Below are 20,426 nucleotides of genomic sequence, written 5' to 3'. Positions count from 1 at the left end.
GCCGTTCGTCGTCCCCCGGAGGTAGCCCGTGTACGTCGTCCCTGACCAGCACGGCCGCACCGCGGTCGTCACCGGAGCGAACAGCGGCACGGGCCTCGAGGCGGCCAAGCGGCTCGCGGGCGCCGGGGCGCACGTGATCCTGGCGGTGCGCGACGTCGGCAAGGGGGAGCGAGCCCTCGCCGAGGTCCGTGCCCTGCACCCCGCGGCGAGCGCCGAGGTCCGGGTCCTCGACCTCGCCGACCTGGCGTCGGTCGAGAAGTTCGTCGTGGGGCTCGACCTGCCGCACGTCGACCTGCTGCTCAACAACGCGGGCGTGATGGCGCCGCCGGAGCGGTTCGAGACGGTCGACGGGTTCGAGCTGCAGCTGGGGACGAACTTCCTCGGCCCGCTCGCCCTCACCAACCGCCTGCTGCCCCTGCTGCTGGCCGCTCCCGCGCCGCGCGTCGTGACGATGAGCTCGATCGCGGCGCACTGGGGCCGGATCCGCACCGACGACCTGCAGTGGACGCGGGGGTACAGCCCGCAGCGCGCGTACGGGCAGTCCAAGCTCGCCGACCTCTACCTCGCACGGCACCTGGCCAGGGTGGCCGACGAGCGGGGGTGGGCGCTGCTCAGCGCGGCCGCCCATCCCGGTTTCACGCGCACCAACCTGCAGACGGCGGGCGCGTCGCTCGGGCGCGACAAGCCGTCCCGCTCGCTGCTCGACCTGCCCTTCGTGCCCGTGCAGGAGGCGGCCGAGGGCGCCGAGCCGATGCTCTTCGCGGCGGCCGATCCCGACGCCCAGCGCGGCGCCTACTACGGCCCGAGCGGCACGTTCAGCCTCGTCGGCCCCACCGGCCCGGCGCGCCTGTCCCGGCACATGCGCGACGAGCGCGCGGCGGCCTGGGTCTGGGACGCGGCCGAGAAGCTGACCGGGACACGCCTGCCGGACGCTCGGTGAGATGCCTATGAGCTGGCTGCGGCCCTTGCCCGGCACCGACCTGACGGTCTCCGCGGTCTGCCTCGGCGGTGGTCCGCTCGGCAGCATGCCGGCCCTCTTCGGTCGTGACGTCCCGGCCGACGAGGCCGTCGCGACGGTCGGCGCCGTGCTGGACAGCCCGATCCGCTTCATCGACACGTCGAACGGCTACTCCGACGGCGAGAGCGAGCGGCGCATCGGGGCGGCGCTCGCTCTCGCGGGCGGGGTGCCGCCGGGCGTCGTCGTCGCGACCAAGGTGGACCCCGTCGGGTCCGACTACTCGGGTGCGCGCGTGCGGGCCTCGGTCGACGAGAGCCGCTCGCGGCTCGGCATCGACGTGCTGCCGCTCGTCCACCTGCACGACCCGGAGGGCCACGACTTCGCCGATCTCACGGCGCCCGGCGGGGCCGTCGACACCCTCGTCGGGCTGCGCGAGTCCGGCGCTGTCGGCGCGATCGGCCTGGCCGGCGGGCGGGTCCAGGAGATCGCGCGGTACCTCGAGCTCGGGGTCTTCGACGTGCTGCTCGTGCACAACCGCTGGACGCTGCTCGACCGCAGCGCGGGCCCGCTCGTCGCCGAGGCGCGGCGGCGGGGCACGGGCGTGCTCAACGCCGCGGTCTTCGGCGGCGGCATCCTGGCGTCGGCCGCGGGCTCGTCCACGACGTACGGCTACCGCGAGGCGCCGCCGGAGGTGCTCGCCGCGGTGTCCGCGATGCACGCCGTGTGCGCCGAGCACGGCACGGACCTGCGCACCGCCGCGCTCCAGTTCTCGTTGCGCGACCCGCAGGTCGCCTCGACGATCGTCGGGATGAGCCGCCCCGCGCGCGTCTCCGCGACGCTCGAGGCCGCGGCCGCCGTGCTCCCCGACGCCCTGTGGCCCGAGCTCGAGGAGCTGCTGCCACCGGCCCGGACCTGGCTGGACGCCGACTGAGGCCCGGCGCGCGTTGGGGAGGAACCGTGAAGGGTCGCCCAACGGCCAGCATGTCGGAGCCCGGTGCGACACTCTCGGGTGGGGGCGTCTGACGGACCCCTCACGACCGTGACGCGAGGGAGAGTCGATGGTGTCCGCCCGCAGGTTCTGGGTGACTGCTGGAGTGGTCGCGTCGCTCGTCGGGCTGACCGCCTGCACGAGCGACCCGCCGGGGCCGGAGGCCGCCGCCAAGACCCTGGGACAGGCGCTCGGCACGGGCGACTTCTCCGACGTCGCGTTCACGGCGCCGTCGTCGACGGCGCAGGCCACGACGCAGCGAGGCAGCGCGTTCGAGGCCCTCGGCGACCGCAAGCCGCAGGTGGTGCTGGCGTCCGTCACGGTGGACCCCGACGACGACGCCAAGGCGACCGCGACCTACGGGTACACCTGGGACGTCGACTCCTCCGACGAGGACTGGACCTATGAGGTCACCGCGGACCTCACGCGGGCCGACGACGACTGGCAGGCCGCCTGGGACCCGGACCTGCTCGCGCCGGACCTGGCGGCGGACGAGACCATCGACGTGGCCCGCGTGCGCGCTCCCCGCGCCGAGGTGCTCGGCGCGGACGACGAGGTGATCGTCACCGACCGGGACGTGTGGCGGATCGGCGTCGACAAGACGCGGGTCGACCCGGCCGACCAGGGCAAGGCGGCGCGCGCGCTCGCGAAGGCGCTCGACCTGGACGCCGCGGCGTACGCGAAGCAGGTTGCGGCAGCCGGCCCGAAGGCGTTCGTCGAGGCGATCGTCGTGCGCGAGGACGACCCGGACTACGACGTGAAGGCACTCGGCAAGCTCGACGGCGTCGACCCGATCCGGGACACGCTCCCGCTCGCGCCGACCCGCTCGTTCGCCCGTCCGATCCTCGGCACCGTGGGCCCGGCGACCGCCGAGGTCGTCGAGAACTCGAAGGGCGCGATCGCCGCGGGGGACCTCACCGGGCTGTCCGGCCTCGAGCGGCAGTACGACGCCCAGCTGCGCGGCCTCCCGGGCCTGACGATCAACGCCGTCAGCGCCGACGGGGTGACCGAGCGGCAGCTGTACAAGACCGACGCCACGCCGGGCAAGCCCCTGCGCACGACGCTCGACGTCGAGCTGCAGCAGTCCGCCGAGAACGTGCTCGCCCAGGTGGAGCCGGCCAGCGCGCTGGTCGCGATCCGGCCCTCCACGGGCGAGGTCCTCGCGGCAGCCAGCGGTCCGGGCGGCAAGGGGATGTCGACGGCGACGCTCGGCCAGTACGCGCCGGGCTCGACGTTCAAGGTCGCCACCACCCTCGCGCTCCTGCGCTCCGGCCTGACCCCGGACAGCCCGGTGACGTGCGCGAAGAGCGAGGTCGTCGACGGCCGGACGTTCAACAACTTCCCCGACTACCCGGCGCAGCACCAGGGGGCGATCGACCTGCGCACGGCGTTCGCGAACTCGTGCAACACGGCCTTCATCTCCCAGCGGGACACTGCCTCGCAGGACGCACTCATCGACGCCGCCGGCTCGCTGGGCCTCGTGCCCGGTGCGACGCTCGGCTTCGCGTCGTTCCTCGGCGCGGTCCCGGCCGACTCCGACGGCACCGACCACGCCGCGACGATGATCGGCCAGGGGCGCGTCCTGGCCTCGCCGCTCGGCATGGCGACGGTGGCGGCGTCGGTGGCGCACGGGTCGACGGTGACGCCGCAGCTCGTCGTCCCCGAGTCGGCCGCGGCCACACCCACCCCCACCGCGTCGGCCGAGCCCAGCCCGACCGAGTCCACCCGTCCGCTCCTGCCCCTGACGCGCGACGAGGCGACCACGCTGCACAGCCTCATGCGCTCGGTCGTCACCGACGGAGGAGCGACGTTCCTGCAGGACGTGCCGGGCGACGAGGTCGCCGCCAAGACCGGGACCGCGCAGTTCGGCCCGACCGACGACCTGCGCAACCACGTCTGGATGATCGCGACGCAGGGCGATCTCGCGGTCGCGGTCTTCGTGGACGAGGGCGTCTATGGTTCGACGACCGCGGGCCCGCTCCTGGAGCAGTTCCTGCGCGCCGCCGCGAAGTAGCCAGCCCGACCGACGTCACCGAACCGCCTCTGGGGGCCACGCATGATCCGACTCGTCGACCGCCGATCCCGCGCGCTCGTGGGAGTGACGGGACTCCTCCTCGCTGCGACGGGCATCCTCGGCGGCTGCACCTCGGACGAGGACCCGACCGTCGCCGGACCCACGTCGGCGGCCGCGACCAACGGGGTCACCAACTCGACGCCGACCGGCACGGAGACGATCCCCACCCTCCCGACCGACGGCACCACGACGATCGCCGGCTGCAAGTTCGTCGAGAGCGACGGCACGGACGGACCCGTGACGTCGAGCCCGGACTGGGAGTGCGTCGACCGCACCGTCATCGCCCGGGTGTGCGACGTCCCGGCGGACTCGCTCACACCCCAGACTGACGCGAAGGCCGGCAAGGACGTGGGCAGCTCGTTCACGACCTCGGACGGGGCCGTCTACGAGCGCGGCGACAGCCTGCCGGCCGAACCCGAGTCACCCGTCTACCACCCGTGGGTGACGTGCGGCACCGATGACATGACCTGGCTGCGCGTCGGGAGCATGGATGCCTTCTCGCAGCCCTCGTCCGCGGCGGTCGCCGCCGCGTGGAGCATGCCCGTCGAGGAGTGGGGGACGCCGGACGAGGTGGTCCGGGCCACGCAGGACTTCACGGCGTCGATGGCCACCCAGAACAGCATCAAGGATCTCGCGACGCCCGAGGGGGAGGCCGCGTACGCCGCCGCGTTCGAGGACGCCGAGGACTACGAGCTAGCCACCTGCGCACCGATCGTCGACGAGATCGGGGGTGCCGCCGGGCACGAGTGCATCCTGGTCGGCACGACCAAGGAACTGACCCTGACGCTGCATCTTCTCGACGGCCTCTGGAAGGTCGACGACGCGCGCGCCGAGGTCGCTGGCGACGTGTAGCGCATACCGTGGCGACCATGAGTCGAGTGGTGGTCACCGGAGGAAGCGGCAAGCTGGGCCGAGCAGTCGTCGAGGAGCTCGCGGCGCACGGGTACGACGTGGTGAATGTCGACGTCGTCCCACCGCCGCCCGGGCAGCCGGCCTCGTTCACGCGCGTCGACCTCACGGACCTCGGCCAGGTCGTCGAGGCGCTCACCGGCATCGACGACCGCTACCAGGGTGTCGACGCGGTGGTGCACCTCGCCGCGATCCCGGCTCCCGGGCTGCGGCCCAGCGGGGCGACGTTCGCCAACAACGTGGTCAGCACGCACCACGTCTTCCTCGCGGCGCGCCAGGCGGGCATCCGCAACGTCGTCTGGGCGTCGTCGGAGACCGTGCTCGGTCTCCCGTTCGACGTGCCGCCGCCGTACGTGCCGGTCGACGAGGAGTACACGGTCCGACCGGAGTCGACGTACTCGCTCGGCAAGGCCGTCGAGGAGGAGATGGCCCGCCACTTCGCCCGGTGGGACCCGACAGCCAAGTACGTGGGCCTGCGGTTCTCGAACGTCATGGTCGAGGCCGACTACGCCGAGTTCGCCTCGTTCCAGGCCGACCCGCGCTCGCGCATCTGGAACCTGTGGGGCTACATCGACGCGCGGGACGGTGCCGTCGCCACGCGGCTCGCGCTCGAGAGCGACCTGACCGGCTTCGAGGCGTTCGTCGTCGCGTCGCCGGACACCGTCATGGAGCGGTCGTCGGCCGAGCTCGTCGCCGAGTACTTCCCGGACGTCACCGTGCGTCGCCCGCTCGTCGGGAACGAGACCCTGCTGGGCATCGAGAAGGCGCGCCGCCTGCTGGGCTGGGACCCGCAGCGCACCTGGCGCTAGCGGGCCCCAGCCCTGTCACAGCGTCAGTCCCGGTTGATCGTGAACGTGGACGTCGTGTTCTTGATGTCCTGGAAGTTGTTCGACAACCGCAGGTTGTGGAACGTCACCGAGCCGACCGCCGGACCCTGACCGGCCTCCGGCTGCTCGTTGACCCAGATGCCGAACCCGGACTTCGCGTCCCAGGCGTCGCCGCTCTTCTTGGCGCCCGTGATCGAGACGTTGGTGAACACCGTGTCGGTGATCGGGTTCTGCGGGGTGGAGCCGACGTAGTTCGTCTGGAACATGATCCCGGAGTACGTGGGGTCGACGATGTCGACGTCACTGACCCGGATGCCCTGGAACTTCTTCGACGCCGAGAACACCCAGATGGCCGGGAACGTCTGGTTGCCCCAGAAGTGCCCGCCCGCCCGGACGATCGAGATGTTCTGGAACGACGTCGGTGACGCCGAGCCGAACTCGTCCATCGGGTACCCGAAGTCCAGCGAGCTGATGGTGATGCCCGAGTAGACCAGGGTGTCCGCGATGTAGATGTTGCGGAACGTGTTGCCGTAGCCGCCGTAGACCGCGAGGCCCGCTGCCCGCCAGGTGACCAGCGAGGTGAGGTTCTCGTAGACGTTGCCGGTCTGCCCCAGGCCGCCCGAGTCGGTGGCCGCGAACAGGGCGAACGAGTCGTCGCCGGTGCCGCGGGCCTCGATGTTGGCGACCCGGTTGTTCGCGCTGCCGTTGGTCATGTTGATGCCGTCGGCGAAGGTGTTGCGGATGCGCGAGTTGGTGATCGTGCTGTTGTCCATGTTGTTCGCCCAGAACATGCAGATCATGTGCTCGACCCACAGGTCGTCGACCGTCATGTTCGCGACGTTGGTGAAGTCCAGCACCTTGCCGGGGCCGTCGATCCGCGACGTGTAGTTGCCCCAGTAGGAGAAGCTGCGGAACTTCGACCCGTTGGCCGACGCCTCGGCGCGGAAGCCGATGTCGGTGTTCTCCTGGCCGCTCGGCGCGTAGAACCGGGTGAACCACGGGCCGGCGCCGATGATGTCGACCGCCTTGCCGTAGACCTGGAACTTGCTCGCGGTGGAGTAGTCGCCGGCGGGCAGGTAGACGCCCTTGAGCTTGCCGGTGGTGTCCTGGCGGAACTTGTCGAGCGCGTCCTGCACGTTCTGGTGCGTGAAGCCCGTGGGCGTGATGTACGCGCTCGTGTCCGGGTTGGGCTTGGCGGTGGCCTGCTCGGTGTTGACGAAGTCGACCGTGACGGGCAGCGGGTTGCTGGCCGTCTTCTGCAGCCGGATGGTGGTGCCGGCCGGGACGGTCGTGCCGAGCAGGATGTTGGCCTCGTCGTAGATGTGCCGGGGGTCGCCCGCGCTCGGGGTGTTGCCCGGGTTGGTCTCGTTGCCGTAGAGCCACGCGAAGCGCGACGACAGGTCGAGCCGCTTGAGGAACGTGCCACCGGCGTAGATGTCGATGGAGCCGTTCTGGCCGGTGCCGGCCGCGTTGTCCGGGATGGAGAAGCGGGTGACCAGGGTGTTCGTGCTGGCCTTGAGCGTCCACTCGACGTAGGCGCCGTTGTCGGACAGCGTGACCGCGCGACGACCGGAGGCCTCGCCGGCCAGGTCGCCGACCGTGCGGTTGGCGGCGAGCACGGTGGCGCCCCCGCCGGTGCGGCCGTCCTCGGCCTCGTAGAAGTCGAACGGCAGGCTCGCGCCGCGGCCGACGAAGATGCCCGCGGTGGCGGTGTTGTTGCCCTGCTTGCCGGCCACCTCGGTCGAGTCCGACGCGGCGACGGAGGTCACCGTGTAGTTGCCGTTGGCCGCGGTCCAGGTGCCCAGCGTGACCTGAGCGCTCGTGGCCCCGGGAGCGACCGCGCCGCTGACCGAGCCGGTGAGCGTCTTGACCGTGGCGCCCGACGAGTCCTTGACCGTGACCGTCAGCGCGTGCGCGCCGCCGGAGGTCGCGACGTTCCCCGCGTTGGTGATCGCACCGGTGAACGTGACGGTCGCACCGGCCGACGGGGTGCTGGGGTTCCAGCTGACCGCCGGGACGATGTCCGAGCTGGGCACGGCCGAGACCGCGAGCTTGGTCGGGTTGCTGAACGAGTTGTTGGCCTCGTTCTGCTCGACGACCGTGTTGGCCGGGTCGACCGTGGCGCCGATCGTGTAGCTGCCCGCGGCGCGGGCACCGATGCTCGCCGAGACCGTGGCCTGGGCGCCGGCGGCGAGGGCGCCGACGTTCGCGGTGCCGGCGGACTCGCCGTCGACCGTGAGACGGACGGTCGTCGCGGCCGACGCCAGCGTCCCGGAGTTGCGGACCGTCGCGGACAGCGTGACGGCGTCCGACTCGACCGGGGCCGCCGGCGATGCGGTGACCGCGGTGACGACGAGGTCCGGGTTGGCGGCCGGCGTGCCGACCACCTCGAGCTCGGCGACCTGGCCGTTGCCCGATCCGGAGTTCGCGGTGAAGACGAGCCGGACGTCGCTGGCCGTGCCGCTCAGCGGGATGGTGACGGCGTTGCCGGACGCGGGCGCGAACGAGTACGCGGCCGACGCCTTGAGCGTGGACCACGAGCCGCTGCCGGTCCTGCCCTCGACCGAGAACGTCTGCGTCCGGGCACCCCAGGCGGCATCCGGGTTGAGCTTGACCGTGACGCCGCTCAGGCTCGAGGCCGACGCGAGGTTGACCGCCAGGGTGCTCGGGTACTGACCGCCCGCGCCCTCCCAGTAGGTGGTCCGGCTGCCGTCGACGGCGTTGCCCGCGACGAAGGTGAACTCGGTCGACGACGCCGTGGCGGGCCGGCCGAGCGCGAGGTTCTGCCCCTGCGGGGGCTGGACCGGGCCGCTGGTGACCGTGAACGAGCCGGACGCCGCGTTGTTGGACTCGTTCTGCTCGACCACGGTGTTGGCGGGGTCGGCGGTCGCGCCGATCGTGTAGGTGCCCGCGGCGCGCGTGCCGATGCTCGTCGTGACCGTGGTCTGCGCACCCGCGGCCAGGACGCCGACGTTCACGGTGCCGACGGTCTGGCCGCCGACGGTGAACGCGAGGGCCGTGGCCGTCGAGGCGCCGTCGCCCGAGTTGCGCACGACGGCCGACAGGGTGACGTCGTCGGTCGGGGAGGGGCTGCCGGGGGTCGCGGCCACGGAGCTGACCACGAGGTCGGCCTTGGCCGGCTGGGTGCTCGTCGTGCCCCAGACCTGCAGCTCGGCGACCTGGCCGTTGCCTGCACCGGTGTTGCCCGTGAACTGCAGGCGCACGTCCGTCGCGGAGCCGGTGACGGGGATCGTCACCTGGTTGCCGCTCGACGGGCTGAAGGCGTAGGCGGCCGATGCCTTGATCGTCGACCACGCACCCGTGCCGGTCCTCGCCTGCACCTCGAACGTCTGCGTGCGGTTGCCCCACGCGGAGTCGGGGTTGACGCGGACGACGACGCCGCTCAGGGTGCTCGTCGCGGCGAGGTTCACCGCCAGCGTGCTCGGGTACTGGCCGTCGGCGCCCTCCCAGTAGGTCGCGGCATTGCCGTCCACCGCGTTGCCCGCGGCGTAGGTCTGGGTGCTCGACGAGGCGGTGGCGGGACGGCCCTGCGCGAGGTTGCTGCCCGTCGGCGGCGTGACCGGAGGCGTCGTCGGGCCGCTGTCGCCCAGCACCTCGAGCTCGGAGAGCTGCGCGGCGGGCCAGCCGGAGTTGGCCGCGAACTGCACGCGCACGAAGCGGACGGAGGAGTCGGTGACGTCGACGCTGACGGTGTTGGTCGAGCCGTTGAACGCGTAGGAGGCCTGTGCCTTGATCGTCGTGAAGCTCGCGCCGTCGGTGGAGCCCTGCACGGTGATCGTCTGGTTGCGGGCGCCCCAGCCGGTGGGGAGCTCGAGCGCCAGGTCGGTGACCGTGGCGGCGGCGCCGAGGTCGACCTGCACCCACTGCGGGAACGCGTTGCTCGACGACTCCCAGTACGTGCCCTGGTTGCCGTCGGTGACGTTGCCCGACGCGTAGGGGGAGTTGGTGCTGCTGGCGGTGGTCGACTTGCCGGCCGCGAGGTTCACGGTGGCGGCGTCGGCCCCCGTGCTCGCGATCGCACCCAGGGGTACGACGAGCGCCACGGTCGCCGTGGCGACGACGGCGCTGCGGAGATTCCTTCTCATGGGTCGTCCTCGATCTCCCGCACGGGGCGGGTCTGGCAGGGCGCGCGTCAGTGAGCGCCCTGCGGGTGAGCTGCGATGGACCTAGCGGTGGGCTGACACGCCGACGGCCGGGTGATCCCCGTCCGGGTGCGGAGGCGCTCGTCGATCTGTTGCCAGCACCGCACAACTTTGTGCGGCCCGGCTGTCGAGTTCTTGCGAACCCTGGATGCTGAGGCTACGAACCCGAAGCGGGAGAGTCAAGACGAACGGGTGAAAAACGGGCAGGGTTCGTCAGGAGGGCCGCGCGCGATCGCCTACCCTCCACCGATGAGCCTGCGTCGCACCGTTGCCCGCGCCTACTGGCGGCTGAGCCGCTGGACCCTGGTGACCGAGCGCGTCTCGCGCGACGAGCCGCGGATCCTGATCGGCGCCCCGCACACGTCCAACTGGGACTTCGTGCTGATGCTGGCGATCGGCGCCGAGGCCGACCTGCGCTTCCGGTGGCTCGGCAAGCACACGCTGTTCAAGCGCCCGTTCGGCCCGCTCATGCGCGCGCTCGGCGGCATCCCGGTCGACAGGCGCGACCCGGCCGGCCTGGTCGACGAGCTCACCGAGCGGATCCGCGAGGGCGGCGCGTTCCACCTCGTCGTGACGCCCGAAGGCACCCGCAGCGGCGACGGCTGGAAGTCGGGCTTCTACCGCATCGCCCGCGCGACGGACCTGCCGGTGACCCTCGGCTACGTGGACCGCGCGACCATGACGACGGGCCTCGGGCCGACGATCCGGCTGACGGGCGACATCCCCGCGGACATGGACGTCGTGCGCGCCTTCTACGCCGACAAGTCCGGCTTCGTGCCGGCGCGGCGCACCGAGCCGCGCCTGCGCGAAGAGATCTGACGCTTCAAGATGCGGGCCGCTCGCACCCGTCGTAACGTCAAGGGGTAGCAAAGAGCGGAGGCAACAGCATGGGTATCGGCGACAAGATCTCGAACGCAGCGGAAGACGCCAAGGGCAAGCTCAAGGAGGGGGCCGGCAAGGCCACCGACGACGAGCGCCTCGAGGCGGAGGGCAAGGCCGACCAGTCGAAGGCCGACCTCAAGCAGGCGGGCGAGAAGGTCAAGGACGCATTCAGCTGACCGTGGAGTGAACCGACGGGCGCGCCGGGACGGTGGGATGCAGGACCGGCGCACACGCCCCACACGGACGAGGGCCCTACCGCTTGCGGAGGGCCCTCTCCCGTGTCCGGATGTCGGTCCTCGTCGTCCCGCGTGGTGACCCGCTGCTCGCGCACCACGTCCGGCCCAACGTGTGATCGGGGCCACACTCGTACGCCTGACCTGCGACGATGCCGCCTCACTCCTCGATAGCGGACGACGTGCGCGGAGCGAGTGAGCCGAACGGGTGAAATGGACGAATGTCCGAAACGCCCCGGTTAGGGATCTTTCCTAACCAGGTGGTCAGCCGCTAATGTCCCACTTGTCAGCGAAACGGCAAACCCTCTGCAAGGAGGGGACGCAAAGCCACGGGACCTACAGGGTCAGCCGGGCTACCGAACAGACAGGACACGTGTCATGGACACCACCGGATACCCCGCAGAGCCCACCGAGACCGTCACGTTCCCGGTCGGCCGCACCGCAGCCTGGTCGGCGATGGCCACCCGGCTCCGCGCCGTCAGCCAGATCCCCGCGCAGCGCGAGGACGTCGCAGCCTGACCTCAGCATCGCCACGTTCAGCCCCGCCGGCCCTTGGGCCCGCGGGGCTGAGCTGCGTCTACGCAGGTCAGGACGCGCGCCGACCCGCGAGACAACCCGGCGGGTGTCGTGACCGAACAGGACGTCCTGGGCTAATCTCGACCCGATCGTGATCGCCAGTCGGGGCGGCACGCAATCTCGAGAGAAGAAGGCCGCATGGACAGCTTTTGGGACTGGTTCGGGCTCCTGATCTATTGGTTCCTCTTCTTCGCCTACCTGGTCATCCTCTTCCAGATCCTCACGGACCTGTTCCGCGACCGCACGCTCGGTGGTTGGGCCAAGGCGGTGTGGATCGTCTTCCTGGTGATCGTGCCGTTCCTCACCGCCCTCGTGTACGTGATCGCGCGCGGCGGCAGCATGGCCGAGCGTCAGGTCGAGGCCATCAAGTCCGCGAAGGCGGACACGGACTCCTACATCCGTGAGGTGGCAGGCAAGTCGCCCGCCGAGCACATCAGCGACGCCAAGGCGCTGCTGGATGCCGGCGTGATCGACGACGCCGAGTTCGCCCAGCTCAAGGCCAAGGCGCTCGCCTGACCTGACTGACCGCGACGACGACGAGGCCCGGCTCCCCCTCGGGGGCCGGGCCTCGTCGTTCTCTCAGAGCTCTCCGCTGCGCTGCAGGACCCGCATCGCGACCCAGCCGATCGGGATGCGGAGCCAGTAGGTGACGACGCGGAAGAGGATCGCGATGGACGTCGCGATGCCGAAGTTGATGCCGGTGACGGCGGTCAGCGAGGCGGCCAGGGCGGCCTCGATCGCGCCCATGCCGCCCGGGGTCGGGACCATCGAGCCGGCCGTGTTGCCGGCGAGGTAGACGATGGCGACCTGGATGAGCGTCGCGTCCTGGCCGAACGCCGCGAGGCACGCGTCGAACGCGAGCACGTAGCCGAGCGTGGTGAGCAGGTTGCTCCCGATCGCCAGCGCAAGGCGCCACGGCTGGCCGAGCACGGCGATCAGGCGCGGCCACGTCTGGCGCAGGGTCGGCATCGTCTTGGCCAGCACCCACTGCCGGACCGCGGGGATGAGCAGGGTCGCGGCGACGACCGCGGCAACTGCCGCGATGATGAGCAGCACCGCCGGCGAGATCGGGAGTGCCGACTCCTGGTTCCCCGACGCCACCGTGAGCACGAGGAGCAGGCCGAGCGTCACGACGAACTGGCTCACCTGCACCAGCGCCACCGTCGCCCCGGCCAGCGTGGCGCTGACGCCTCGGCGGGTGAGCATGCGCAGGTTGAGCGCGGCCGGGCCGAGGCCCGCCGGGGCCGCGAGGGCGACGAAGGTCGCCGCGGTCTGCACGAGGACGGCACGCCACACGGGGATCTTGACCGGCGAGAAGGCGACGACTGCCAGTGCCGCTCCCAGCAGCGTGAGCAGGCCGAGGCCGAACGCCAGCACGCTCCAGCGCCAGTCGCTCTCGGCGAGCGCCTGGGTGATCTCGTCGATGTTGATCTGCGTGACGATGAACAGGACCGCGAGGATCGGCACGACGATCGTCAGGATCGTGCGGGCGCCGAACCGGACGAGCTGGAGGGGCTCGACGTCGGCCTCGGGCAGGCGGTCGACGAGCGCGGTCCGCAGCTCGGCGAGGACCTGCTTGTGCGTGCGCATCTCGTCGCGGGTCTGGCGCGGCAGGGAGATGGTCTGCAGCAGGGGGCCGATCGCCGACAGGTCGTCGTCGGACAGGATGCCGGCCGCCGAGTCGAGTGCGCGGGTGGCACCGACCCGCAGCGCGAGCAGAGCCAGCATCTGGCTCGCATCCATGCGCCGGGCGAGGTCGGACGAGGCGACGTAGCCCTGCTCCCAGCCGGTGAGCCACACGACGGGCGTGCCCGCGATGGTCGCGACGAGGACGGTGTCGCTGGTCAGGGCGCGGTGGGCGATACCGGCCGTGTGGGCCAGGGAGAGCTGGGCCCAGACCTCGGCGAGCAGCTCGTCGGTGAGCTCGGCCGGGTCAAGCTCGGCGAGCGGGACCGCGTGCTCGGGGCGGCGCTGGACCAGCAGCATCGAGTCGTCGGCCTCGGCGATCGCGAGCAGCTGCGGCGTGCGGACGCCGGCGGCACGCACCGCGTAGGTGAGCAGGGCCGCGCGCTCGGTGGCCTGGCGCAGGTTGACGACCGAGCGCCCCTCGAGGCCGCGCAGCCGCAGCGACCGCCACAGCCGGCCCAGCATGCCGACGACCTGGCGGTCGCCGTCGATGACGACGAGGTCGAGGCTCTCGTCGTCCGTGGTGGTCAGCTCGTACGCGCGGTAGCCGGCGGAGCGGATCAAGGCACGGGCGGCGGCGTCCGGGTCGGGCTCGGTGACCCGGCCGACGACGGGGACCGGGGCGGTCTCGGCATCGGGGTCGACCGACTTCTCCACGTCGGGCCCGTCGCCCTCGGGGATCCTGCGTAGGCGGCGGGGTGAGAACCCGGCCCGCCGCACGCCGGCGACGAGCACCTCGCCGTACGCCTGCTCCGAGCGGACGCCGGACAGGAACCGCACGAGCAGGCCCGCCACGCGGCCGACGATCAGCGAGATCGCCAGGCCGGGGAGCGAGACCTGCGCCGTGATCAGGAGGACGCCGATCGCGACCCAGATGAGGTTCCACGACCACGTCACCGTGCGCCGGCGCGATCGAGGCCCGGAGACCGTGAGCAGGCCGGCGAGCATGGCCACGTAGCCGGGCAGCGTGACGGTCCACTGGTCGTTGAGCCGGACCGAGAGGCCGCTGATCAGCTCCTCGCTGCCGACGTGGTGGACCAGCCACAGGACGAGGCCGTTGAGGACCACGGCCAGCACCGCGGCGCCGAGGGCGTCGAGCACCTGGCGCCCCAGGCGCCGGATCGCGAGCTCGGACAGCACGGCGATCGGGACGAGGAGGGTGACCACGCCCTCGAGCACCTGGACCGGGACCACGAGGATCTTGCGCAGCAGGTTCGCGAAGCCCTGCACGTCCTCGGCGACACCGGTGGTGGTGTGCTGCGCGTAGGTGGCCAGGACCATGACGGCGACGATGCCGACCGCGCCGATGACCGTCCCGATGAGGTCGCTCGGGTGGTGGACTCGGGTCTCGGGGTTGTCGTCGACGATGATCGCGGCGGCGGCCCGTTCCTTGCCGGCCGGCGGCTCGACGATCGTGTCCACGGTCGACGGCATCGCTGCGGCCGCGTCGTCGGCGGCCGCGCGACGGTCAGGCGTCGGCCTCGCGGACATAGGGGCGAGTCTAGGCAAGCCCCTGCGAGAACGTGCGGCGGTGGCGGTGTGGGTCGCAGCACGTCCACCAGGTCGCGCCTTCGTGCTCACGGGGTACCCGGACCACTAGCGTGAACTCGCACGACGTGTCGCACAGGACTGCGCGTCGCCCGGGACCACGAGGAGATGTCATGGCCGACCCCACCGCCACCGAGGTCGCGGCCCAGCTGCGCCGCTTCTGGTGGCTGCCCGTCCTGCGCGGCGCCGTGCTGCTGGTGCTCGGGCTGCTCATGCTGTTCCACCCGCTCGACACGCTGACGGCCATCGTCTGGATCGTCGGGATCTTCACCATCGTCGACGGTGTCCTGTCGATCATCGGCGCGTTCCTCGACAAGCGGGACACGGGGATCGCCTGGCCCGTCGTCGGCGGGCTGCTCACGATCGCGATCGGCGTCGTCCTGCTCGCCTGGCCGCAGGCGACCGTCGCCGTCGTGTTCTACATGGTGGCGTTCTGGGTGATCCTGCTCGGCGTCATCGGGATCATCGGGTCGATCGTCTCCCACAAGCACGACAACCCCACGTGGTTCTTCCCGCTCACGTTCGGGCTGATCAGCCTCCTGGTGGGTCTGCTGCTCGTGACGAACCCGCAGACCTCGCTCACCGTGGTCATGGTGCTGGTCGGCCTGTTCGCGCTGGTCTCGGGGGTCGTGCTGGTCGTCGGAGGATTCGCCGCCCGGTCGCTCGCGGGCAAGATCGAGGGCGACACGAAGGTCATCGAGCTCTGACCGCTCGTTCCTGAACGCACGACAGCCGCGCAGGCTCCCCCCATCGCGGGGGACCTGCGCGGCTGTCTTTCGTGCGGGACCACACGCCCGACCAGGTGCGGGCGCTCCTACGCGGCGCGTCGCTCGTACTCGATCGGTGCGTGCGTGGCCAGGAGCCGTTCGAAGGCGAGGTCCACGACGCGCCGGCCCGTCTCGGGCTCGTCTCGTGAGGGTTGTGGTGCGGGTGTGGATGGTGGGGGTGCGTGGGAGGCGTACCTGTGGCCGGTGGGGGTGGTGGTGACGACGGTGTGCTGGTGGGTCTCGGGTGTGAGGGTCTGGGTCCAGCCGGGGGCTTGTTTGGTGTGGTTGCACGCTTCGCACAGGCCTTGGCTGTTGGTGGCGTCGGTGGGTCCGCCTGCGGCGGCGGGGGTGATGTGGTCGATGTGGCGGATGGGTGCCCCGCAGTAGGGGGTGCGGCAGATGCCTTGGTCGCGTAGCCGTAGGAAGGTGGCCAGCCCGTCGGGGTGGAAGCGTTGTGTGGTGCTCATCGCGACGAGCTGCCCGTGGGGGTCGGCGTAGAGGCGTCGCAGCCACACGGCGTGGGTGTCGAGGCCGGCGGCGATGAGCTCGCGGGCGATCTGGGCGGGCACGGGTGCGGGGCTGGTGCCGGGGGTGTCGAGGTGGGCGGGGTCGTGCCCGGCGCCGAGCAGGGTGGTGTCGGACAGGACCAGGTTCACGGTCACCGGGATGTCGTCGGGGTCGGCCAGGCCGGTGATGCGCTGGATGAGGGTGTCGGCCATGATCTGCCCGTGCCCGCGCGGGTCGCCGCCCTGGGTCGTGCGGGCCAGGTCGGCAGCGGTCTTGAGCGCGGCGAACGCGGCGATGCCGTGCTTCATCGGGACCAGCGCGGACAGGTAGCACATGGTGTCGGGGGCGGGGCGGATGCTCACGCGTCGTTCGCCTTCCGCGCGCCGTGCCCGGCGCACGACGGCGGAGGGGTCCAGGCGGGCGGCATGTCCACGGGCCAGGGCGGCCAGTGCCCGGGTCCCGACCCCGTCGAGGGTGGCGGGGTCGGCGCACAGCAGCCGGTCGACCTCGGCGCGGTCCTCGCGTTCGAGGCAGGCGGTCTCGGCGACCAGGATCATCGCCCGGTACTCCGAGAGCCGCCCGGCGCGCAGGGCCGCGAAGGTGTGCGGCATCTCGGCGGTCCACACCTTCGCCGCGCCGAGCAGCACCGATCCGCGGTGCGGGGACTCACGCCGCGCGAGCCCGACCTGCGCGGCCACGCCCTGCCCGCGCCGCCGGGCGGGGACCCCGGCGACCGCCTGCCGGTCCCGCTCCGCGGTGTCCAGCGCGACGGACAGCACGGCCTGGGCGGCGCACACCGTCGACTTCAGCTCCTCCAGCGCGGCGATCAGATCGACCGCTACGGGGGACTCGAGGGACGCGATGGCCGGGCCGGCCACCTGCTCGAGCATCGCGCGGAACCGCTGGATCCCACCTGCATCTGCCCGCGCGTCAGCGCGAGCAGCGGGGTCCACGGGAGCGATCGTCACCCCGCCAGTCTATCGAACACACGTTCGACTCGCCAGACTTGTCCACAGAGAGATGGGGCCGACCGGCCGCCCGGAATCGACCCGGCTACGACAGGTGCAGCGAGTCCCGCACGTGCGCCGGCAGCAACGAGTACCCGACGAACACCACGGTGTCCATCACGGTGTGCGCGATGACGAGCGGCATCACGCGCCGCTTGCGCCGGTAGTACTCGGAGAACACGAGCCCCATCACGAAGTTGCCCAGCAGCGCCCCCCACCCCTGGTACAGGTGGTAAGACCCGCGCAGGGCGGCGCTCGCGACGACGATGTACGGCTCGCGCCACTTGAGGTCGCGCAGCCGCTCCATGAGGTAGCCGACCGCGACGACCTCCTCGAGCAGCGCGTTCTTGAGCGCGAGCAGGATGAGCATCGGCACGGTCCACCAGTAGGTGTCGAGCGCGGACGCCTGCACCTGCACCGCGAAGCCCATGGCGCGCGCGACGGCGTAGAGCCCGAGTCCGGGCAGCCCGATGAGCGCCGCGAGGCCGACGCCCACGCCGAGGTCTCGCAGGGGCCGCGCGAACGTCAGCCCGATGCGTCGGGTGGCGGAGCGCCCGTTGGCGGACAGCAGGTAGAGCGCGAGGGCGACCGGCATGAGCGCGAAGACGATCGCAAGGCCCTGGTAGGTCAGGTCGAGCCAGGGGCGCGGCGACAGGGTCGGGTTGAGCGTCGTGGTCTGGTCGCCCAGCGCGGGCCCTGCGGTGAGCCGGTCGATGATGTTGACGACCGCGTACACGGCCGACCGGCCCAGCGACAGGCCGAGCACGATCCAGATCTCGACGGTCAGCCGTCGCCGCACCGCCCGCTCGTCGGGCTGCGGAACCTTCTCAACCACCTGCTGCTCGGCCACGCGCGCAGCGTAGACCCGGGCGCTGAGCACCCGCCGGACGCCACCAGGGAGGAACCTGGGTGCGAGCCGGACGGGTCAGGAGAAGCGGCGCAGGCGCAGCGAGTTCCCGACGACGAGCACCGACGACAACGCCATGGCGGCCCCCGCGATCATCGGGTTCAGCAGCCCGAGCGCGGCGAGGGGGATCGCCGCCACGTTGTACGCGAAGGCCCAGAACAGGTTCTGCCGGATGACGGCCAGCGTGCGGCGGGCCAGGCGGATCGCCTGCGCCGCAGAGCGCAGGTCGCCGCGCACCAGGGTCAGGTCGGCGGCCTCGATGGCCACATCGGTCCCGGTGCCCATGGCGAGGCCGAGGTCGGCGGCCGCCAGGGCTGCCGCGTCGTTCACGCCGTCGCCGACCATCGCCACCCGAGCACCCGACGCCTGCAGCCGCTCCACGACGGCGACCTTGTCCGCGGGCAGCACCTGCGCGATCACCTCGGTGATGCCGACCGCGCGCGCGGCGACCTGCGCCGCGCCGGGGTTGTCGCCGGTCAGCAGCACGGGCCGCAGGCCGAGCGCCCGCAGCTCGTCGACCGCCTGCTGGGAGGTGTCCTTGACGGGGTCGCGCAGCACGAGCGCGCCCCGCACGGAGCCGTCCCAGGCGACCATCACGGCGGTCGCGCCGTCGGCCTCGGTCGCGTCGAAGCGGTCCTGCAGGGCGGCGGTGTCGATGGCCTGCTCCTGCAGCCAGGTGGGGCGCCCGACGAGGACGCGTCGCCCGAGCCCGACGCCGGAGTGGGCGGTCCTGACGACGCCGACGACACCGCGGCCGGGCTCGGCACGGAAGTCGTGCACCTGGTCGGACCCGATGACGACGCCGTCCCCGCCCACGTCCCCGTCCGGGGAGGTCGCGGCCGCGGCGATCGCCTGCGCGATCGGGTGCTCCGCGAGCTGCTCGACCGCGGCCGCGTAGCGCAGCACCTCGTCGGGCGACGCCCCCGGAGCGGTCAGCACGTCGACCAGCGCCATGCGGCCCTGGGTCACGGTGCCGGTCTTGTCGAGCACCACGGTGTCGACCGCGCGCGTCTGCTCGAGGATCTCCGGCCCCTTGATGAGGATGCCGAGCTGGGCGCCGCGCCCGGTCCCGACGAGCAGCGCCGTCGGCGTGGCCAGGCCCAGCGCGCAGGGGCACGCGATGATCAGCACGGCGACTGCCGCGGTGAACGCTTGCTGCGGCTCCGCGCCGGAGACCAGCCACGCGACGAGCGTCCCGAGCGCGAGCACCAGCACGACCGGGACGAACACGGCGGAGATGCGGTCTGCCAGGCGCTGCACGGGCGCCTTGCCGGTCTGCGCGGCGGTGACGAGCCGGCCGATCTGCGCCAGGCGCGTGTCCTCGCCCACGCGGGTCGCACGGACGACGAGGGAGCCCGACCTGTTGATCGTCGCGCCCGTCACCTCGTCGCCGGGACCCACGTCGACGGGCACGGGCTCGCCGGTCAGCAGCGAGGCGTCGACCGCGCTCGCGCCGCTGACGACGACGCCGTCGGTGGCGACCTTCTCGCCGGGCCGGACCGCGAACTCGTCGCCGACGCGCAGGGCCGCGACGGGCACCCGGCGCTCGGACCGGCCGGTCGGCCCGGTCTCGATCAGCGCGACGTCCTTGGCCCCGAGGTCGAGCAGCGCGCGCAGGGCGTCGCCCGCCCGACGACGCGAGCGGTGCTCCGCGTACCGCCCGGCGAGCAGGAACGTGGTGACGACAGCGGCCACCTCGAAGTAGAGCTCCGGTGCTGCCCCCTCGTGCGCCGCGCGCGGCCACAGGGACGGCGTCATCGTCATGCCGAGCTCGCCCGCCCCGCCGAGCAGCAGCGCCCACAGCGACCAGCCGGTCGCGGCGACGATGCCGATCGAGACGAGCGTGTCCATGGTCGACGCGCGGTGGCGCGCGGCCCGGAACGCGGCGCGGTGGAACGGCCACGCGGCCCACGTCACGACGGGGAGTGCGAGCACGGCGACCACCCACTGCCACCCGGTGAACTGCAGCGTGGGCACCATCGACAGCAGCACGACGGGCACGGTGGCGACCGCGGCGACCCGGAGGCGCGCGCGCAGGTCGGCACCGCGGGCGTCGGTGGGGGCCGACGTGTCCTCGTCGGGATCCATGTCGTGACCCGGTGCCATCGAGTGGCCGGACAGCGCGTGCTCGCGCGGGTCCATGCCGGGCATGTCAGGGCTGTGATCGTTGCCAGCCGCGCTGGTCCGGGTGACCTTCGCGTCGTACCCCGCTGCGCGCACCGCGGCGACGAGGGCGTCGGTGTCGGCGGTCGCCCCGGTGCCCTCGTCGGGCACCCGGACCTCGACGTGCGCCGACTCCAGCGGGAGGTTCACGGTCGCCGAGACGCCGGGCAGCCGGCCCAGCCGCTTCTCGACGCGCGCGACGCACGAGGCGCAGGTCATGCCCTCGATGGC

At 72.2% G+C, this 20,426-nt stretch carries 15 protein-coding genes and 1 riboswitch; of the genes, 10 read left to right on the top strand and 5 right to left on the bottom strand.

Annotation, left to right across the window (positions count from 1 at the left end):
• Positions 1-28: 28 nt before the first annotated feature.
• The 5 genes from EDF34_RS14760 (at position 29) to EDF34_RS14740 (ending at position 5,738) form a co-directional block, all read left to right on the top strand.
• Positions 29-940 carry an SDR family oxidoreductase gene (locus EDF34_RS14760; protein WP_123372249.1) on the top strand — a complete coding sequence of 304 codons (912 nt, stop codon included), beginning with the start codon at positions 29-31 and terminating at the stop codon, positions 938-940.
• Position 941: 1 nt separating this feature from the next.
• On the top strand, positions 942-1,889 hold the full coding sequence (locus EDF34_RS14755) for an aldo/keto reductase (protein ID WP_123372248.1): 948 nt from the start codon (positions 942-944) through the stop codon (positions 1,887-1,889).
• 127 nt (positions 1,890-2,016) lie between these two features.
• Entirely contained in the window at positions 2,017-3,960 is a 1,944-nt protein-coding gene (locus EDF34_RS14750; RefSeq protein WP_123372247.1) for a penicillin-binding transpeptidase domain-containing protein, read from the top strand.
• An 84-nt stretch (positions 3,961-4,044) separates the two neighbouring features.
• A complete protein-coding gene (locus EDF34_RS14745) occupies positions 4,045-4,872 on the top strand; it encodes a hypothetical protein (protein WP_158615098.1) in 828 nt (275 codons plus the stop codon).
• A 17-nt stretch (positions 4,873-4,889) separates the two neighbouring features.
• Entirely contained in the window at positions 4,890-5,738 is an 849-nt protein-coding gene (locus EDF34_RS14740; protein ID WP_123372396.1) for an NAD(P)-dependent oxidoreductase, read from the top strand.
• A 23-nt stretch (positions 5,739-5,761) separates the two neighbouring features.
• Here the strand turns inward: EDF34_RS14740 and EDF34_RS14735 are convergent, their stop codons facing one another.
• The gene (locus EDF34_RS14735) at positions 5,762-9,862 is read right to left on the bottom strand and encodes a CARDB domain-containing protein (protein WP_123372245.1); all 4,101 of its coding nucleotides are present in this window, start codon (positions 9,860-9,862) and stop codon (positions 5,762-5,764) included.
• Positions 9,863-10,168: 306 nt separating this feature from the next.
• Here EDF34_RS14735 and EDF34_RS14730 point away from each other — a divergent pair, with 306 nt between their 5' ends.
• The 4 genes from EDF34_RS14730 to EDF34_RS14720 all read left to right on the top strand — a co-directional run bounded on the left by EDF34_RS14730 (position 10,169) and on the right by EDF34_RS14720 (position 12,126).
• Entirely contained in the window at positions 10,169-10,738 is a 570-nt protein-coding gene (locus EDF34_RS14730; RefSeq protein ID WP_199737911.1) for a 1-acyl-sn-glycerol-3-phosphate acyltransferase, read from the top strand.
• A gap of 68 nt (positions 10,739-10,806) precedes the next feature.
• Positions 10,807-10,977 carry a CsbD family protein gene (locus tag EDF34_RS14725; RefSeq protein ID WP_123372244.1) on the top strand — a complete coding sequence of 57 codons (171 nt, stop codon included), beginning with the start codon at positions 10,807-10,809 and terminating at the stop codon, positions 10,975-10,977.
• 343 nt (positions 10,978-11,320) lie between these two features.
• Positions 11,321-11,395, top strand: a riboswitch (cyclic di-GMP riboswitch).
• A 17-nt stretch (positions 11,396-11,412) separates the two neighbouring features.
• On the top strand, positions 11,413-11,553 hold the full coding sequence (locus EDF34_RS17555) for a hypothetical protein (RefSeq protein ID WP_158615097.1): 141 nt from the start codon (positions 11,413-11,415) through the stop codon (positions 11,551-11,553).
• Positions 11,554-11,748: 195 nt separating this feature from the next.
• Positions 11,749-12,126 (top strand): SHOCT domain-containing protein, encoded by a 378-nt coding sequence (locus tag EDF34_RS14720; RefSeq protein ID WP_123372243.1) that lies wholly within the window; start codon positions 11,749-11,751, stop codon positions 12,124-12,126.
• Positions 12,127-12,189: 63 nt separating this feature from the next.
• Here the strand turns inward: EDF34_RS14720 and EDF34_RS14715 are convergent, their stop codons facing one another.
• The gene (locus EDF34_RS14715) at positions 12,190-14,787 is read right to left on the bottom strand and encodes a flippase-like domain-containing protein (RefSeq protein ID WP_123372242.1); all 2,598 of its coding nucleotides are present in this window, start codon (positions 14,785-14,787) and stop codon (positions 12,190-12,192) included.
• Positions 14,788-14,957: 170 nt separating this feature from the next.
• Here EDF34_RS14715 and EDF34_RS14710 point away from each other — a divergent pair, with 170 nt between their 5' ends.
• The gene (locus EDF34_RS14710) at positions 14,958-15,551 is read left to right on the top strand and encodes an HdeD family acid-resistance protein (RefSeq protein ID WP_123372241.1); all 594 of its coding nucleotides are present in this window, start codon (positions 14,958-14,960) and stop codon (positions 15,549-15,551) included.
• A 107-nt stretch (positions 15,552-15,658) separates the two neighbouring features.
• Here EDF34_RS14710 and EDF34_RS14705 read toward each other — a convergent pair whose 3' ends face one another.
• From EDF34_RS14705 to EDF34_RS14695, 3 genes are all read right to left on the bottom strand, one after another.
• Positions 15,659-17,086, bottom strand: coding sequence for a DUF222 domain-containing protein (locus EDF34_RS14705; RefSeq protein WP_148076650.1), 1,428 nt, complete (start codon positions 17,084-17,086; stop codon positions 15,659-15,661).
• 85 nt (positions 17,087-17,171) lie between these two features.
• The gene (locus EDF34_RS14700) at positions 17,172-17,975 is read right to left on the bottom strand and encodes a CPBP family intramembrane glutamic endopeptidase (RefSeq protein ID WP_233575406.1); all 804 of its coding nucleotides are present in this window, start codon (positions 17,973-17,975) and stop codon (positions 17,172-17,174) included.
• A 75-nt stretch (positions 17,976-18,050) separates the two neighbouring features.
• Positions 18,051-20,414, bottom strand: coding sequence for a heavy metal translocating P-type ATPase (locus EDF34_RS14695; RefSeq protein WP_123372393.1), 2,364 nt, complete (start codon positions 20,412-20,414; stop codon positions 18,051-18,053).
• Between the last annotated feature and the right edge of the window lie 12 nt (positions 20,415-20,426).

This window comes from Cellulomonas sp. PhB150 (assembly GCF_003755175.1).
In the GTDB taxonomy this organism is placed as follows: domain Bacteria; phylum Actinomycetota; class Actinomycetes; order Actinomycetales; family Cellulomonadaceae; genus Cellulomonas.
Note: the sequence above shows the minus strand (reverse complement) of the source record. Positions and strands in the feature narration are given on the sequence as shown.